The organism is Acinetobacter sp. SFA, assembly GCF_001647535.1.
In the GTDB taxonomy this organism is placed as follows: Bacteria; Pseudomonadota; Gammaproteobacteria; order Pseudomonadales; family Moraxellaceae; genus Acinetobacter; species Acinetobacter pecorum.
Genome location: NZ_LSZI01000001.1, coordinates 247,612 through 265,873, shown reverse-complemented (window position 1 = coordinate 265,873; position 18,262 = coordinate 247,612). Strand labels below are relative to the sequence as shown.

Annotated in this window: 14 protein-coding genes and 2 pseudogenes; 7 read left to right on the top strand and 9 right to left on the bottom strand. The window is 40.3% G+C overall.

Features of this window, described 5'->3' with window-relative positions; genetic code table 11:
• Positions 1-7 precede the first annotated feature (7 nt).
• On the top strand, positions 8-2,569 hold the full coding sequence (locus AY607_RS01245; protein WP_064101505.1) for a fimbria/pilus outer membrane usher protein: 2,562 nt from the start codon (positions 8-10) through the stop codon (positions 2,567-2,569).
• On the top strand, positions 2,570-3,622 hold the full coding sequence (locus tag AY607_RS01240; protein WP_064101504.1) for a fimbrial protein: 1,053 nt from the start codon (positions 2,570-2,572) through the stop codon (positions 3,620-3,622).
• A gap of 512 nt (positions 3,623-4,134) precedes the next feature.
• On the opposite strand, the gene AY607_RS01235 is transcribed toward AY607_RS01240, so the two are convergent.
• The gene (locus AY607_RS01235) at positions 4,135-5,493 is read right to left on the bottom strand and encodes an MFS transporter (protein ID WP_064101503.1); all 1,359 of its coding nucleotides are present in this window, start codon (positions 5,491-5,493) and stop codon (positions 4,135-4,137) included.
• Between the two features lie 305 nt (positions 5,494-5,798).
• Here AY607_RS01235 and AY607_RS01230 point away from each other — a divergent pair, with 305 nt between their 5' ends.
• From AY607_RS01230 to AY607_RS15135, 4 genes are all read left to right on the top strand, one after another.
• On the top strand, positions 5,799-7,049 hold the full coding sequence (locus tag AY607_RS01230) for a dienelactone hydrolase family protein (protein ID WP_064101502.1): 1,251 nt from the start codon (positions 5,799-5,801) through the stop codon (positions 7,047-7,049).
• Between the two features lie 80 nt (positions 7,050-7,129).
• Positions 7,130-7,660 (top strand): flavin reductase family protein, encoded by a 531-nt coding sequence (locus AY607_RS01225; protein WP_064101501.1) that lies wholly within the window; start codon positions 7,130-7,132, stop codon positions 7,658-7,660.
• Between the two features lie 75 nt (positions 7,661-7,735).
• A complete protein-coding gene (locus AY607_RS01220; protein ID WP_064101500.1) occupies positions 7,736-8,821 on the top strand; it encodes an LLM class flavin-dependent oxidoreductase in 1,086 nt (361 codons plus the stop codon).
• A gap of 66 nt (positions 8,822-8,887) precedes the next feature.
• Positions 8,888-9,751, top strand: a complete 864-nt coding sequence (locus AY607_RS15135) for a hypothetical protein (protein WP_064101499.1) — start codon at positions 8,888-8,890, stop codon at positions 9,749-9,751.
• 117 nt (positions 9,752-9,868) lie between these two features.
• Here AY607_RS15135 and AY607_RS01210 read toward each other — a convergent pair whose 3' ends face one another.
• From AY607_RS01210 to AY607_RS01195, 4 genes and pseudogenes are all read right to left on the bottom strand, one after another.
• Positions 9,869-10,888, bottom strand: a complete 1,020-nt coding sequence (locus AY607_RS01210; protein WP_064101498.1) for an AraC family transcriptional regulator — start codon at positions 10,886-10,888, stop codon at positions 9,869-9,871.
• 161 nt (positions 10,889-11,049) lie between these two features.
• Positions 11,050-12,087, bottom strand: a complete 1,038-nt coding sequence (gene antC, locus AY607_RS01205) for an anthranilate 1,2-dioxygenase electron transfer component AntC (RefSeq protein ID WP_064101497.1) — start codon at positions 12,085-12,087, stop codon at positions 11,050-11,052.
• Between the two features lie 10 nt (positions 12,088-12,097).
• Positions 12,098-12,592, bottom strand: a complete 495-nt coding sequence (gene antB, locus AY607_RS01200; RefSeq protein WP_064101496.1) for an anthranilate 1,2-dioxygenase small subunit — start codon at positions 12,590-12,592, stop codon at positions 12,098-12,100.
• A 3-nt stretch (positions 12,593-12,595) separates the two neighbouring features.
• Positions 12,596-13,627 (bottom strand): annotated as a pseudogene (locus AY607_RS01195) (SRPBCC family protein); the annotation flags it as partial.
• 9 nt (positions 13,628-13,636) lie between these two features.
• Here AY607_RS01195 and AY607_RS01190 point away from each other — a divergent pair.
• Positions 13,637-14,284 (top strand): annotated as a pseudogene (locus AY607_RS01190) (RNA degradosome polyphosphate kinase); the annotation flags it as partial.
• A 253-nt stretch (positions 14,285-14,537) separates the two neighbouring features.
• On the opposite strand, the gene oxyR reads toward AY607_RS01190, so the two are convergent.
• From oxyR to rubA, 4 genes are all read right to left on the bottom strand, one after another.
• Entirely contained in the window at positions 14,538-15,446 is a 909-nt protein-coding gene (oxyR, locus tag AY607_RS01185; RefSeq protein ID WP_064095669.1) for a LysR family transcriptional regulator OxyR, read from the bottom strand.
• Between the two features lie 13 nt (positions 15,447-15,459).
• On the bottom strand, positions 15,460-16,398 hold the full coding sequence (gene estB, locus AY607_RS01180) for an esterase EstB (protein ID WP_064101494.1): 939 nt from the start codon (positions 16,396-16,398) through the stop codon (positions 15,460-15,462).
• A gap of 57 nt (positions 16,399-16,455) precedes the next feature.
• On the bottom strand, positions 16,456-17,634 hold the full coding sequence (gene rubB / locus AY607_RS01175; RefSeq protein ID WP_064095667.1) for a rubredoxin reductase RubB: 1,179 nt from the start codon (positions 17,632-17,634) through the stop codon (positions 16,456-16,458).
• Positions 17,635-17,725: 91 nt separating this feature from the next.
• On the bottom strand, positions 17,726-17,890 hold the full coding sequence (rubA, locus tag AY607_RS01170; RefSeq protein ID WP_004279415.1) for a rubredoxin RubA: 165 nt from the start codon (positions 17,888-17,890) through the stop codon (positions 17,726-17,728).
• Between the last annotated feature and the right edge of the window lie 372 nt (positions 17,891-18,262).

The following is an 18,262-nucleotide window of genomic DNA, read 5'->3' as shown; positions in this document are numbered from 1 at the left end:
AATTTTTATGAACATGAGCTATCGGTGGGGGTATCTATGTATTTTTATGGTTTTGATCACGAAGTCATATGCAGCTTCTAATGAAGAAGGCGTAATCAAAAACTCAGAAATAATATCAGCAAGAAATCAAACTCAATTCATTACTTTTAACTCAGCTTCTTTATTTGGCAGACAAAATAAAGCCGTAAATCTAGATCTGTTTAGAACAGCTAACTATCTTGCTGAAGGTAGCCAAGTCGTGAATGTTGCCGTTAATCAGCGGTCGTTAGGTGAGTTAACTATTAGGTTGAAGCATTTAGATGACTCACATAATGCTGTATTGTGTATCGATCCGGCTTTACTCATTCAACTGGATATACAAGAGTATTATTTAAAGCAATTACCTCAAAGAGCGTGTTTAACAATCAAAGAGATTTCTTCTGATGCATATTATGATTTTGATACTGCAACACAAGAAATCGCCATTTTTATTCCACAAAAATTTATCAATGAGCATCCACAGGGATATATCGATCCTGCACAGTTTGATAAAGGCATCACTTCTGCTTTTCTTGGCTATAATACGAATTTCAATCATACAGATATAGGTAATGACCAGTATCTAAGTTTGACTAGTGGATTAAATATTGATGGCTGGTATTTCCGGCATGCAGGTAATTTTCAGTCAAACAGCTACTCTGGTTTAGGTCGATACCGTTCGTACCAAAATGCTTTAAACCGTGATGTTTTGCCTCTTCATGCACGTATTAATATCGGTCAGTTTAATACCTATGCTATGCAACAGGAGAGCATAGGTATTGTTGGAGCACAACTTGCAACTGACTTGAATATGTTGCCCTGGTCAATGCGATATTATTCACCGGTAATTGAAAATATAGCTCTAACCAATGCCTTGGTACGCATTTTTCAAAATGGACAAAAAATTTATGAACGTACGGTACCGGCAGGACCATTTAAAATTAAAGATTTAACCTCAACTTCAAGCGGGAATTTGACACTTGAAGTAATAGAAAATTCGGGAGAGAAGAAAACCTTTGTTATCCCGATGCAGAATAGTCTGAATTTACTTAAACCTGAGCAATATCAGTATAATGTAGCTCTAGGTAAATATAAAACTGTCGATAAGATCACTGAAAACACCCTTTTACAGGGTAGTTATAATTATGGTCTAAATAACTACCTGACTTTATTAAGTGGCCTCAATCTGACCGAAAACTACCAAAGTATGCTTTTAGGTACAGGCCTGAATACTACTATTGGTGGTTTTAGTTTGATAGGAAACTTGAGTAAAGCTTCTTTATATTCAAATGATTATCAAGGACAACGTGTTTCAGTAGATTATCATTATAATTGGAACCCCTATAATTTTAATCTAACTCTGGGTGGAGTTTTACAGAGTAAAAACTATTTAACCCTATCCAATGCTTTAGCGTTACTAAATTTTGATGACTTGATTAGTGACGAGCAGAAGAATTTGAATTTAACGGCTGACTTAAAAAATCAATTAAATATCAACTTTAACAAAAGCTTTACTCATCATCATTTGGGTTCTTTTAGTTTTGGTTTTTTATCCAATCAGTATTGGACAGATAAGCCAGATCAATATCAGTTTAACTTAAACTATGGGAATACCTGGAAGCTATTAAGTTATACGGCCGGGGTAAGCAAAACCAGTTATTTAGAAAGTAGCACTAAGTCTGATCTGAGCGTCTATTTTAGCCTGTCCTTACCGTTAGATTATAAAAAATCAAATATATTTGTGAACTCAAATTATCAGCATAATGACTTTAAAGATCAAAAAAGTAATATTTTTGGTGCAAATGTATCAGGTACTACGGGTGAACATAACAACCTGAATTTTGGATTAGGGGTTACTCAGTCTAATTATAATGGTTCTGAATCAAAGACCTATAATGCGAATATCAGCTACTTATTACCACAAACCAACTTAGCCGCAACTTTATATAGTAATGGACATGACATTCAATATTCAATATCTGCGCAAGGAGCTATTGTTGCTCATCCTTATGGAATTACCGCAACAAATTCCCTAGCTGATACCTATACGATTGTCCATGTAGAGCAGGGTGGTGGTGCAAGTATTGAAAATGCCCGGGGTGCCAAGTTAGATCGTTGGGGGAATGCAATATATCCAAATGTATCTGCTTATAACATGAACTCAATTGCAATTAACCCGGATCAATTACCTCCAGAAATCACCTTGGATGGTAATCAAATCCAAGTGATACCGCGGTTATACAGTTCAACTTTAGCGACTTTTAAAACCAGTGTTCAGTCCAATATTTTATTAAGAATACATAATCCATTCAAAGAGATTCAATTTCCAATGGGAAGCCGAATTGAAACTCAATCAGGTAAATTAATCGGGATCATGGGACAGTCAAATCAGTCTTTATTAAGCAACAATATCCATGATTTAAAAGAACCCTTAAAAGTTGTATGGGGCGATCAGGTGCAACAAAGTTGCATGATTCCTCCAGAAAATTTTTCTGGAGCATTAAACAAGAAATCGAATCATTTAAACATAATCAATGTGGAGTGCCATTAAATGTATAAACAATTTTTGGGACTTATACTAATGTTACTGTGTGCGACAAAGGCACATTCTTGGTGTAGAAGCTCTGTTGATCCGGTGAATTTTACAGCGATTATGGCGAATGCAGTAAGTGATAATAGTTATTACCAGCTTTCCTCTCAAACAGTACAGGAATCTTCTTCACAGCCTATTTCAGGATGTAATGGTATTGGTGGTGGTTCAAGTCAATTTACTATGTTATCAAGTACGGATTTAAATACATCTTCGAAGATCTTTAAGGATGGATATACCTATTATCAAATTCCAGCAAGTTATATTACGCCAACACCCACATTCAACGTTTACATTGCATTTAGCGTAAAAGATAATCAAGATAGTGCTAGAGAATATTGGGTAAATAATGAGACAACATCATATTCATTCTATACAGGTACAAGTGCAACCAGAGGTATTCGATTACAGAATGTTCGCTTACTCGTATCTGGTATTGGTAATGCACAGGGGAAATACACTATTAATAATCCAAGGCTTGGATTACTTACAGCAACTAGCGGTCTTTTCCAATCTGCAAGCACGATCATTAGATTGTCCAATTCCACTTTTACGATTACCAAAACAACTTGTGTAGTGAATGGTGGCGCAGCAATCAATGTCAGACTCCCAACGGTTCGTACAGCCGAGTTTACTTCCGTTGGAAAAACTTTAGGTGAAACGGCATTTAATGTAAATGTGAGCGGTTGTGATGCAAGTGATGTCAACAAGAGTCTTATGGCGCTTTTGACAGACAGCTCTTCATCAGGAAGCAGCAACAATTCAGGGCTATTAAAAAATACAGTAACAAACGGTTCTCCGAATGTGGCGGTACAAATAACAGATAATAATGGAATACCACTTCCAGTTGCGCCTAAAGTAATAGAGAGTTCAAATAGCTTTTTCAGTCTTGGTATAATTGGAGCAGGAGGTACAATTACTAAATCATTTAAAGCTCGTTACTATTCTAATGCTATTCCCGTACCAGCGACTGAAGTAAAGGCTCAAGCCATCATTACGCTTATATATAATTAAATCTTTTATCAGCAATTTGTTGCTTTTAGCTTTTGTCAAAACTTTATAACCAATTCAAATTTTCAATCTTAAGGTCAACATATCATATTTTATAAGTAAAATAGAAATCACTTAAGTTATTGAATTTTTATTTAAGAAAGAAGGATATGAAGTTATTATTAGGTAAACGGTATTTAACTTATGTTTACCTAAAGACCACTTCATAATTTAATTTAATTAAAATTCTATATATTACAAAAATTTATGTGTATTTTTATAATTTTTCCAAAAAATCTACTTCATGAACCTGGCATATTCAAGTTCTTATCTGATTTATGCCTCGCTCAGATAAAATGATGTAAGTAAAAGTCTCTTGATCGTTTTTAAAATTATTTTTAGTGATCAGAAGCCAGCAAATAAAAAAGCTTCTCAATTGAAATCACAAAAATATTTAACTCAAGGTCAGATATACCGACTAAAATTTAAAAAAGATCACAGTTCTACTGTAATCTCTTTTCATGTCTAAATTTTAATTAAGATTGTGATGTTTCAAGCTGAGCAATAGGTTCTACTTTTAACGTTGCTTGACGATTTTCATAAATAACTTTTGCCAACAAAGCAAGGAATGAAATTGCTGCAGGTATTGCCAATAGAAAGAAAATCTGTGCCAGTCCAAGTTCATAACTAAAAATCAAAGAACCATAAAAAGCGCCAAGAATTGCACCTGTACGTCCAATACCATGCATCCATGAAACTCCTACTGCACGGCAGGATGTCGGATAAGTAATGGCGGCAAGTGGTAATAAAGAAGATTGTGCACCAGCCAAAAGAGCACCGATCAGAAAAATTGTTATTCCCAGTAAGAGCACATGAGTATGTACCAAACCTGCGATAATGAAAAATAGAACAGCAATGAGATAAGAATATTTTAGCACTTTGGTGGGTTTTACTTTATCCATATACCAGCCCATGATGATGGCGCCGACAACGCCACCAAAAGGAAAAATCGCAGCAATTAAACTAAATTGCTGTGTCGTGAGTCCTGCTGTTTTTAAAATGGTCGGCATCCAGCTGGTTAATAGATAAAAGACCAATAGGCTGGTAAAACAGCACACCCATAAAAAGATCGAATTCCAGCGATAACCAGCCCAAAGTGCTTTAACCGGATTTTCTGTGGTTTCGCATTGAGACTCATCCAAAGATAGTTTAGCAGTAGGGTTTAAACGTTTACCTTCGATCTGACTAAGAATGACACGTGCTCGATCATACTGATTAATCTTCACTAAATATTGCACAGATTCAGGCAATTTCATGCATAAAATAACTGCGAGTACAAGAGGAATGATACCGCCAATCATAATGACAATTTCCCAGCCAAAATGATCGAGTAAATAAGCTGAAAGCACCCCACCAAAGGAAATTCCAAGCATAAAGCCACAGCCTGCCAGCCCTGTTAAAAACGCCTTCCGTTTTGTGGGCATATATTCAGATACTAGCGTACTGATATTCGGCATTGCTGCACCCAAACCGAGACCAGTAATAAAACGATACAACATCAGTTCATTTGTGGTGCTGGCAAATCCACATAAAAGGGTAAAAACAGAAAATAGAATACAAGTCGTGACAATTAAACCTTTACGTCCAAATTTATCTGCCAATGGACCTGAAAATAAAGCGCCTAAACACATACCTACCAGTGCCGCACTCATCACTGGCGCAAGCGCAGGCTTACTGATTCCCCAGTCTTCAATGAGCTGAGGTGCAATAAAACCAATAATACCGGTATCTAAACCATCACAAAAAAAGACTAAAAAGCCGAAAGCAAAGACCATCCACTGGAAAGGGGAAAGTTTCTCTCGGTCAATAATATGCTGGGGTTGAATTATTTGCATGCTCACTCCTTCGTTCTACTATTTTTTAATTGATGATGAAAACAAAGCGTGAAAAAAAAGTGCACTTTGTTTATTTAACTTTGATTGAACGAAAGAATAGAAATTTCCACTATCCAAAAAATCGCAGCTATGCATCCATTTTTAGTATTTATAACTATATATATGATTTGAAATAAATTTTCAGCTATAAGCTAGAATCTGTCACGTTAAAAACTTCATGAAAACGGATAAAACGTACAAATTTTATGGATAGTTTTTGGGGGTTTTAACCTACAAGATAAATTCAAGATAGAGGAGATCAGAGAATGACAGGTTCTTATATTGCGATTGAAAACGGGGATAAAAAATTCAATGCTTATCTTGCTGTGCCAGAAGCTGGCAAGGGTCCAGGAATTGTTTTATGTCAGGAAATCTTTGGCATCAACAGTGTAATGCGTGAAAAAGCTGATTTCCTTGCGGAAGAAGGTTATACCGTATTGGTTCCAGATTTATTCTGGCGTACTCAGGCAGGCATTGAACTGGGTTATACCGAAGCTGATTTCGCAAAAGCATTTGAGCTTTATCAAGGCTTTGATGAAAATCTTGGTATTGAAGATATTAAAGACACGCTTGCCACCTTAAAAACTTTAGATGTATGTGATGCAGAAGCCGGCTTAGGTGTCGTTGGGTATTGTCTTGGCGGTAAATTAGCGTATCTGGCTGCGTGCCGTTTGCCTGAAGTGGCATGTACTGTGGGCTATTACGGCGTCGGGATCGAAAATAACCTAGATGAAGCGCGGAATATTCAGGGCAAGCTTGTGTTACATATGGCAGAACTTGACCAATTCTGTTCAGCTGAGGCACGTACCCAAATCACTGAGGCATTATCAGCACATAAAAAGAATGTGAAAACATTCCTTTACCCAAATGTTGATCATGCCTTTGCCCGCCCACATGGTGATCATTACCACAAACCAAGTGCTTTAATTGCCCATGAACGTACAGTCACTGCATTACGTAAAGCGATTGGTCCTGAGTATGACTTGGAAGCGCTGTGGGAAGATCACTGCCAATATGAATTTGAAACCCGTGATGTTCCCGCAACGATGGCGACTATGGTGGCAGAACCTTACGTGAACCACATTCCAACCTTAACAGGCGGTGTGGGTTATGCACAGTTATCACGTTTTTACCGTCACCATTTTGTACACAATAATCCGCAAGATATGAGCTTAATCTCGATTTCCCGTACTGTAGGTGTTACGCAAGTGGTGGATGAATTTATCATGCGCTTTACTCATGATCAGGAAATCGACTGGCTTATTCCTGGCATCAAACCCACCGGAAAATTTGTTGAAATTCCAATGCTGGGTGTCATTAAGTTCCGTGGTCCAAAACTGTGTCATGAACATATTTACTGGGATCAGGCGAGTCTATTGGTACAGCTCGGTTTGATTGATCCAACTGGTTTACCCGTGGCAGGTGCGATTACTGCACACAAACTTTTAGACGAAAGCATTCCTTCAAATGAATTGATGCCAACCTGGCCATCTAGTGAAGGGAAACCCATTGACTGATTTGCCTTAGGGCATTAATGAATGAGCAGATGAGTCGACCTCAGCAAGGCTGATCTGCTCCTTAAAATTCTGGAGTAAATATGAAAAAAACAGAACGTTTCTTGGCAGAAGAAGCAGATAAAAAACAACTTCGCGGTTTATTGGGTCAGTTTGCAACAGGCGTAACTGTGGTGACAACTACTGGTCAAGACGGACGTAAAGTCGGTATGACGGCAAATTCTTTTACATCAGTATCTTTAGAGCCACCATTAATCTTGTGGAATATCGCAAAAACGGCAACAAATCTGGATGATTTCCGTGAATGTGAGCATTTCGCCATTAATATCTTAAATGATCAGCAGGAGCAAACTTCTAACCATTTTGCCAAATCCGCAGCTGATAAGTTTAATTCAATTGATCAGGTAGAAGATGTTTTAGGTATTCCGGTGTTATCTGATGCTTTAGCAACTTTAGTATGCAAAAACTATCAATGGGTTGAAGCGGGCGATCACTACATTATCCTCGGCCAAATTGAACACTGCAGAATAAATACAGGCAAACCTTTGTTATTCCATAACGGTAAATACCATCAAGCACAGCTTCATCCTGTCCATTTGGAACAATGTGCTTGATTAACTCTATTCTTATCTAAATCAATTTAATTATTTACAGGCATTGCGCTTTGAGCTCAATGTCAGGGGGAAGTCATGTCTAAACATCCATTTTTAGAAACCAATAAATTCCTGCTAGGCACTTTTGCGAGCAACTGTTCGGGAGGTATGACCATTTCAAAATTGCCTGAAGGTTGGGATGCAAGCTGGGAGAAAAATCTAAAGTTAGCTCAACTCCTTGATGATGCGGGGATCGACTTTATGCTGCCCATCGCACGTTTTACCGGTTATGGTGGTGAAAAGGATTTCCAGGGGACGGTACTTGAAACCATTACCTGGGCATCGGCACTTTTAGCCTGTACTAAAAATCTTGTTGTATTTGCCACGATTCAGACTGCAGTGAATCATCCTATGGCGGTTGCAAAACAAATTGCCACGATGTCTAAAATTGGTCAGGACCGTGTGGGTTTAAATATTGTCGCAGGCTGGAACAAGCCCGAATATGATGCACTGGGTTTAGAGCTGCCAGATGATCATGAAACTCGCTATGGCTATGCGCAAGAATGGTATGACCTGATCAAGAAAGTTTGGGCAAGTGAAGAGCCATTTGACTTCGATGGCAAGTATTTTAAAACCAAAAACAGCTATGGTAAGCCCCGTCCTAATTTTGTACCGCCTATTTTTAATGCTGCAGGCTCAAAAAATGGCCGTGACTTTGCGATTAATAATGCAGACTTTTTATTTACACCCGTATCAGACTTGGGCCGTTCTGCTGAAGAAGTCACTGAACTGAAGCAAGCTGGTCTAGAGAGAGGGCGTACGACTAATGTGATGACATTCTCGCATGTCATTTGTCGTCCCACTTTAGAAGAAGCTCAAGCTGAGTGGCAACGTCAGCTAGATAATGCGGATATTCCAGCCTTGGATAACCTGATGAACCTCATGTTTGCCCATGCACAAAGCTTTCCTGCAGAAATTCGTCAGCAATTGCGTGACCGTATGGCCGTAGGACATGGCGGATTCCCATTGGTCGGTACACCAGAACAGGTTGCACAGAGTATTGAAGACTTGCATCAGGCAGGCTTTAGTGGAACCACTTTATCTTTCCTGGATTATGTCGAAGAATTCCCTTACTTCCGTGACAACGTCTTACCACTGCTAGAAGCAAAAGGGTTACGTTAATTTTCATCAAGCCAATCGTTATAACGGTTGGCTTTTTTTATGCACTGTAAAAAGGAAATGTTATACATGCAATTTCTGAATATGGCCTTGAAAGGCTGGGGGTTTGGTTTAATCGTTGCAGCAAGTATAAGTACACAGGCGGCAGAGTGGAGTGATACTTCCATTGCGCTCAGTTACGGAACAGAGTTTTCAGAACCGTTTAAAAACAATGGGGATGGTAGCGCCTTTGAAATTGATAAGCATATTATTTCATTGGTGCATGTGAGTGGTTATAAATACGGCAGCAATTTCTTTCAAGTCAACCTCCATCAGTCGAATAATGAACCAAATGGCAATGTATCTGGCGAAGGTGCTCAGGAAGCCTATGTGATTTATCGACATACCTTCGACTACGAAAAAATCTTTGGTGTTATTCAAGACAAACCAGATTTTCTGCGGGGAATCGGCTTGATCATCGGTGGTGACTGGAACACTAAAAATGATGATTATGGTTCTAATCGTGAAATGATTGTTGCAGGTCCAAGTATCATGTTTGATGTCCCTGGATTTTTAAACTTCAATATCTTGGGCTATTATGAAAGCAATAAGCCGAATGTGATTGATGGTAAATATACCTATGATCCATATCTAGCATTACAACTTTCATGGGGGCTTCCAATACAAAAAACAGGATTAGAATTTAATGGTATTGCGGTGTGGATGAGTGAAAAAGGGAAAAATGAGTTTGGTGGAGATACCAAGCCTGAAATCTTTATTGATACCTCAATTATGTATGATATTGGCAATACACTCGGTACCAAAGCACAAACCTTTAAAATAGGTCCAGCCTATCAATACTGGAAAAATAAATACGGGAATGATACAAAAGGTGAGGCAGGCAAGGGGGCAACTGCAAGCGTACCAATGATTCGGGCAGCCTATCATTTCTAAAAAAGCACATCTTTGTAATATAAAAAGAGGTCTCAATTTGACCTCTTTTTAGAGACTTATAAAAAAGGAAACATATTTAAATATATATTGCTTCCCAACGTAGAAAATTAGAAGAAATTATCGTCGTGTTAAAAGCACTGGCTGTTGCAGTATCGATTTACGAATGGTATCACTCGGGCTTTCTCCAAATTGCTGTTTATATTCAATCGAAAAACGTCCCAAATGATTCACCCCCCATTTCATGGCAATACTGGTAATATTTTTTTTATCCTGTGCCAAGGACAATTCCTGGTAAATACATTTTAAGCGGTAATGGCGTATATAACTGTTAAAAGATACTTTCATCCGGTCACGAAAGGCTTTAGACAGTTTTTGCTTAGATACACCTGAGATCCGCTCAAGATCTTCACTGGAAATATTATATTGGATATTGTTGTGAATATACTGCAAAGCGCGTTGAAGAAATTCCGGGTTATTGTGGTGATTGTCAGCAAGTAACTGGCTATAGTTATGGGGTTGTGACAGTAATAAAGACTTTACCAAGATCTTTTCAAAATCATGCTTGATTTCATTCATTAAGCATTCAAAATTCATATCCCGTCTGCCATATGAACCGAAATATTCAAGCAAATTCCACCATGCATTAACTCGCTCATTCTGTACTGACATGATATGGTTGAATTCAATCGGCGCATCTAGAGGTCGTTGAATTAAATCCGAGAGCGTGTTTTCAAGCAATGGTTTAGAGATTGAAATAAAGGATTGTACGCAGTCTCGTTCAATCTCAATTTCAAATTTATCGAATGGAGACACAATAGCCGCATTACCTGGGCTGGCTTCAAAGATCCCATGTTCCTGACGGAAAACAGGTTTCCCGATTTTAGGGCGGCTAATGCAATAAAAGTGCATATCTTGCTGATGCTGGGTCTTAAATACAACATCCTTACCATAGATCAAGTCACCTATAATGATGCCACCCATTTGTTCACCTTTAAAACTGAAATTTAAAGGCTCTTCATGTGATAAATCTACTAATTCATGTGGGCCAATGATCTGATTAAGGCATTGATTGGCTGTATCAATCGAGTGCGTAGAAGCATGGATACTATGCTTTAACAAATGAGCAGCTGCGTTCATCTTAAATACCAAATCAAGTGATTAAAAAAATCTACTTAAGTGATTGCAATTTTCGTTCCAAATGTTTGTATTATTTTAATATTTTTAAAATATAAATAGCTGCCAACTCAGGTTTAAGTAGGCAGCTATATGGTAAATAAAAAATATAAAAAACTTAAATTCTATGCCACATCCAATTGACTTGCAGCGGCAATAAATTTCTCACTATAAAAATGACAGTTTTCAATTTGATGTTCAGCTAAATGTGACTTCAATGCTTCAACTAAGGCAGGTGGACCACAGACATACATATTAAAGTGATTGTCTTTTAACTGTTCGGGTACTAAATGATCCTGTACATAACCTTGTAAACCTTGCCAACTATCAGTTGGTCGGGAAATTACCGGCTGGTAAAGCAGGTTTGGAAATTTTGCCTTATAGGAAGCAATACGTTCTTGTTCACAAAGATGTACCTCATGACGCACCGCATAATATAGATGAATCGCTTGATTACTCGGTAGCATCTGATCGAGCATCGCTAGAAAAGCGGAAAGCCCTGTACCACCTGCAATAAAGTAAAGGGTCTGGTCTGACTCGGATTCTCTTAAATAAAAGCTGCCAAATGGCACTTCAAGTTCTAAAGTATGGCCAACTTGGCAGTGTGATTTTAAAAATTGTCCCATTAAACCATCAGGCAGGTAACGAATTAAAAATTGCAGTTGATTATCTGCAGTAGGCGCATGTGCAAAAGAATAGGCCCGGTATTCACCTGTTTCAGGAACATAGATCCGGGCATATTGTCCTGCCAAAAACTGAATGGGCTGTGAATATTGGCTGGCATCTAATTTTAAAATAACCGTTTCATCAGATACCCAATCTAGTGCAGTCACTGTTGCCTGAACTTTTAATGCTTCACCTGCCTGACAGAAGGTGGAAGCATGATCGAAATAAAACGTGGCATTCGATTTCAGACGTGTCTGGCAGGCCAAGATTTTACGATCTTCCAAGTCCTGTTCAGTCAGTGCATCTTCATCGACATAGTCTTGCTCATATTGACCGGAATCACATCGGCCCTGACAGGTTGCACAAACCCCTTCACGACAGTCTAAAGGCAGGGTAATCCCTTGACGCACTGCGGCGTCAAGCAGGAGTTCATGATTTTGTACATCAATGAAAAATGTTTTGCCATCGGAAAAATTGAGTGCCGCAGAATGTCCCATACTCAGCTCCTTATACGTGATAGAAATCGAGTACAGAATCGATTTTGTCATTCAGTAATAAAGCATGCTGACGACGAATACGAAAATCACCATCTTCAGTACGACGCAAGACATAAGTGGCTAAACCATAGAAGCAACCTTCTAGGCCCTGACGATTATAGAATGTATTCCAATTCACCTTTACTTCAAGAAGACCATCTTCACGTTCTTCGACTTGAATGTTATTAATGCTATGCAATGTACGCGGTAAAGGCGTGGCTGAAGCTGCCTTTCCGGTACGGATGCGGAATACACGATCTTCTAAGCCGGATCGGTCTTCATAATAAATATAAGACAAGCCTTGGTTTGGATCTTGGACATATTCATGCTCATTGATCCATTGGGGAATATGATACTCACTGTCTTCATCATAAAGATCGAGGTAAGCATCCCAGTCATACGCGTCACAAAGCGCTGCTTTCCGGTATAAGAATTGGCTGACTGCAAATTGTAATTCCATAGACATGACTTAAACCTCCTCCACAGAACATGATTCTTTGGTGCATGCTTCGCCTGTTGCGACCATTGAATCCTCATCTGCCATTTTTAATACACTTTGATTTAAACCTTGCAGCATGAGTTGTTTCCAATGGCCATGCTGATTGACATACAGTCCCTCATGGGTAAATTCAGTACCAATCATCACCGGATGAATATCTAGGGCTTTGGCATTATGGTTCTGGGTATAGCACCAAGTATGGTGTCCACGAGAGATATCACTCCAACGTTCTAAACGTGCCTGGAAGCCACGTTGTTGTTCACGGAATTCAACCAAATCATCTGGAGTACCGAGTCCTGAGACATTAAAAAAATCTTCAAACTGGCGAATACGATTACGACGTGCTTCAGCCGATTCACCTTTGACGCCAATACATTGACTGATGACTTCAGTTTTGTTCCAGGCAACAGGACGCACAATACGCAGTTGCGAGCTGATTTGATCCATAAAGAACAGGCTTGGATAGAGATTTAAATTGCGTAGACGATGCATGGCCCATTCAGCGCGTTTTTCACCATATTTTTCTACCAAGTACGGCATGACGGTACTGTAACCCGGGCGAACTGTCGGGTTGGGCATATCACTGAACAGTACACTATGACCATTTTTAAAGCTAAACCAGCCATCATCAGTCTGTGCATCGCCTGCACCTAATTTACTGTAGTCGAGTGTATCCAGATCATTGCCTTTGGCTGCATTGACTTGCTGACGGTGCTGAACTGTAGAGACATAATTGTAATGTACGGTGCTGACATGATAGCCATCTAAGCCATTTTCATTTTGCAGTTTCCAGTTGCCTGCAAAGGTATAGCTTGATTTACCTGGCAGGACTTCAAGTTCACCGGTAGGGGATTGCTCTACCATTAAATCTAGAAAGACTTTGGCGTCGCCCAGAAAGTCTTCAAGGGTATCGTTGGCTGTGGTGTCCAGGCTTACAAAAATAAAGCCCCGGTAGTTGGCAATACGTCCTTGTTTTAAGCCACGTGTCGATTTATCAAAGTCCGGTGCATCGACTATGGGCTGTTAACTACGGACAAAGACCTGTGTGAAGATGTGCATCGGATTTTCCAGGAACTGACCGGTATGGGGAAAATGGCCAAGCTGAAAAAGCTGCTACATGCGCCGTTTACCTTGCATGCCCAGTTACTGAACTATATCGATAATGAAATTGCCTTTGCCCAGGCAGGTAAGCCGGCGCAGATCATCGTCAAAGTCAATGCCCTGACCGAAATGCAATTGATTAATAAACTTTATGAGGCCTCTCAGGCCGGGGTGCAGATTGACCTGATTATCCGTTCGATTTGCAGTTTGCGTCCGGGATTACCGGGCCTGTCTGAAAATATTCGGGTACGTTCAATTGTCGGGCGTTTCCTGGAGCATACCCGTGTGTATTATTTCAGCAATAATGGCAATGCACGGATTTACTGTTCAAGTGCCGACTGGATGGATCGTAACCTGTTTAACCGGGTCGAAGCCTGTTTCCCGATAGAAGATGAAGGCTTGAAAAAACGTATCTATCAGCAGGGTCTTTTTAATTACCTGAAAGATAACCAGCAAGCCTGGTTATTGCAAGGTGATGGAACCTGGGTGCGAGCACATCCGCAAGAAGGTGAAAAGCCGCATAATGCACAACGTGTTTTGCTAGAGCTGTTTAAATAGGTTTAGGTATTTCCAGAGGCTGAATCTTCAGCCTCTTTTTCATTCTGAAAAGAGGATTTAACTGTGCTGCAGAATAGGTGCAGGTGCAGTAAATGAAATGATCTGATATTTATTTTAGACTGCTTATCTTCTATCTCGGAATATTTTTACTCATGTTCAACCTGAGGCCTTGCTGGCTTTATTTGAGTTGGAGTATGAGTTTTAGGATATAAAAAAAGGAGCACACTTGTTGCTCCTTTTTATCATACTGGGATTAAGCGCCGTCGTGACGGGTAATCTTCTGGAAAATCTGTAACAACACATCAAACTCGCTTTGTAGCGGAGTGCTTTTACGGGTTACCAATGCCAGGGTACGACTTGGGGCTGACTCGATGGCTTTTACCTGAATCTCAGGATTAGCTTTTACCATATTGGTATGGATCGCAATTTCAGGCAACAGGGTAAAACCAAGATTGGCTGAAACCATTTCGATTAAAGTCGGCAGTGAGCTGGCTTTTAGCCGATGATCATTTTTACGCTCACCAATCGGGCAGGCACTTAAAGCATGATCACGCAGGCAATGACCTTCTTCAAGTAACATCAGGCGAGACAGGTCCAGATCTGCCAGAGAATTGGCTTGTGCCGCATGCTGATCAGATTTTTGATAAACCAGATACAGATTCTCTTTGGCAATTTCAGCGACTTTCAGACCACGGGTGTCGAAAGGCAATGCCAGGGCGACCATATCCAGATTACCGTGTTCTAGCTTTTCTACAATCTTTTCACTTTGTGCTTCATGTAGATGTAACTGAATTTTTGGTAACTGTTTATGCACTTCGTCTAGCAGCTGGGACAACAGGAAAGGAGCGATCGTTGGAATGATTCCGAGATGTAAATCACCAGTTAAGGGTTCACTCATCTCACGACTTAAACGCATTAGATCCTGAGCATCGGCCAGTAGAACACGTGCGCGAGCAACCACTTGTTCACCAAGAGGCGTTAAACGAACATTCTGACGGTCGCGTTCAACAAGTACGCCACCGAGTAAACGCTCCAGCTCCATGATGCCGCCAGACAAGGTAGACTGGGTGACAAACGAGCGGCGAGCAGCTTCTGTAAAATGCAGCGTCTCTGACAGTGTTACGAGGTATGACAGCTGTCTTAGGGATGGTAATGCAGCCATAGTGTCCTAATGTTTATGATTTAAAATGATCAGCAAATAATTCGCTAAGATATGGAATAAAATGCGGTGGGATATCATGCCCCATTCCATCAATTAATTCAAATTTAGCCCCTGAAATTGCTTTCGCAACGGCCTTGCCATGGCTAGGAGGTAGCAATCGATCTCGAGAACCATGGATCACCAAGGTATCTTGTTTGATTTGCTTGTCCAGTTGCAGCAATGAGCCTGTACATAATATTGCTAAAAACTGCTGAAGTATACCGGCAGGATAGTAACTTCGCTTATATAATTTGCGTGCGGTCTGCACTGCCTCCAGATGATTGACATAACCTGGTGAGCCAATGATCTTAAACAGTTTCAAGCTATGGTCGACAATACCATCTTCATCTGTTGAAGATGGTTTGTCAATTAAACTAAAGAGCTGCTTGGGAAAGGGTGGTGGTAACAGCGGCTGGTTATTGCTGGTAAATAATAACCCCAGTTTTTTAACTTTGTCCGGATAGCGGGCTGCCAGAATCTGCGCAATCATGCCGCCCATTGAGGCACCCAGCACATAGACCTGCCCCAACTGCATTTTTTCAATCAGCAGACTGACATCTTCCGCCATATCATACAGATCATAAGGTGCACCCTGATTGCCCAGACCTAGCACAAAACGGCTCATCATTTTCAGGGTGTTCAGACGTGGGCCTTTATGATGGATTTTTGAAGACAGCCCAATATCACGATTATCAAAACGTACAATATGATAACCTTTATCAATCAGGGATTTACAAAAAAAATCCGGCCAGTATAGCATTTGCCCACCCAGACCCATAATCAGCAAAATGGTAGGATGTTCCGGATTGCCGCCAACCTCGACATGTAGCTGGATCCCATTACCAAGATCGACCTTAGTTTCATGCATGAACGGGGTATAAGGGGAAAGATTAAGCTGTTCTAAGCTGTACATGGTCGCTGTCCTGATAAAAGGATATTTTGTTTAAAAAATATCCTTGCTATTAAACCTCTAAACTGCCGCAGGAATCAAGTCAGGAACCTGCTTGGTCAAGGCCAGACGCTGTTTGGCTGCAGTGGCACCCAAAAGCACGAAACCGCGTAAGGTTCCATGGGTATCAATTGCTTTAGCCAGCATGCCATCGTCAAACTCTTCAGTTTCCCAGATGACATCAACATCGACGGGTGCAGGCAATACTGTTAAAGGTGCAGCAGGCGTTTTAACTGCCACAGGCATAGCCGGATAATGTACGGCAGTGTGTTCACCGTTCAAGGTTTTTGCCAGAGCACGAGCTTGTTGCATGATTGGCATGACATAAGGCAGTAAGATTCCATTGACTTCTGCACAGTCACCTACAGCATAAATATCGGCCTGACTGGTTTCCAGTTGTGCTGTGGTTAAAACTCCGCGACTGGTATGGATGTCTGCCTGTTTTGCCAAAGAAATATTTGGCTGTAAGCCTACCGCAGACAACACCACATCTGCGACCAGAGACTGGCCATTGGCCAGCGTGACCAGATAATCACCGTTATTGGCTCGAGAAACTTTTTCGACCGTGGTGCCCAAGACAAAGTGGATGCCGGTTTCTTCAAGATTTTTCTGGAATGCTGTGGCAACATATTCCGGCAATAAACGGCCAAGCGGCTGCGGTGCCAAATCAATGACTGTAACCTGATGATCGGTATTTTGCAGGTCGTTGGCAAATTCACAGCCAATCAGGCCGGCACCTAAAATCACCACACGCTTATCTTCACGTGCCGCCAGATTATTACGGAAAGCTTTATAGTCATTTAAATTGTTGACGACATGAATATCATCGCTAGCGTCCCCGGCAATGGCCAGACGTACCGGATTGGCACCGACTGCCAAGACCAGTTTGCTATAAGGTTGCGTGCTTTCCTGACCATCTTTTTCAAGAATCAGCTGATGATCTTCCGGATGAATCGCTTTGACCCAGGTGTGCTGTTCAATGTGCATATTCAGCTGTGCTGACATTTTAGCTGCATCGCCCAGTGGAATCTGTTCAGGTGCTTTATTACCGGCCAGAGCATTGGAAAGCGTCGGTTTAGCATAATTGACTGCATCATCGGCACAAATCATTAGCAGTTCATGCTCTGGATTCAGCTTGCGAAATTCACGTGCTACGGCATAACCCGCCATACCTGAACCAATAATGACGATAGGATGCATAGTTGTTTCCATATGGTAGAGCTCCATGCTGTATAAATGATAGAAAGGCATAAAAAAAGACCATATAGATATGGCCTTTAACTGGGCGTCATTAGACTTCGATCATCTCGAAATCGACTTTAGACACGCCACAATCTGGACAGGTCCAGTCATCCGGAATATCTTCCCACTTGGTTCCTGCTACGATTCCGTCTTGAGGCCAGCCTTCTGCCTCATCATAAATCCATCCGCATACGATGCATTGAAACTTTCTCATGTAACTCTCCAAAACTAAGCAATTCTAGGCGTCAGCTTAAAATCCATAAAATAGCAAGACTCTAAAAGAATATAACTTTTTAACAGTGAACATATTTGGCTAAATTTTTACGCAGTTCTGTTCAGAAAGTAAAGTGAATAAAAGCTTAATCAGCGAAATTAGCAGCAGAATAGAGCTCGCATTCCTTATTTATCAGAAAACTACTTTCATCTGCTTTACTGCTGTAGGCGGTTGAAGACACCAATCTGATTATGAATAAAAATTACAGTTTTCTGGTGTGACCGACCAAAGTCTTGCAGTAAAAATTCTCCTTTTCAGGTAATTTAAAATAGCTAAAGTCTGGATTAAATATTTTTTAAAATAAATGAATTA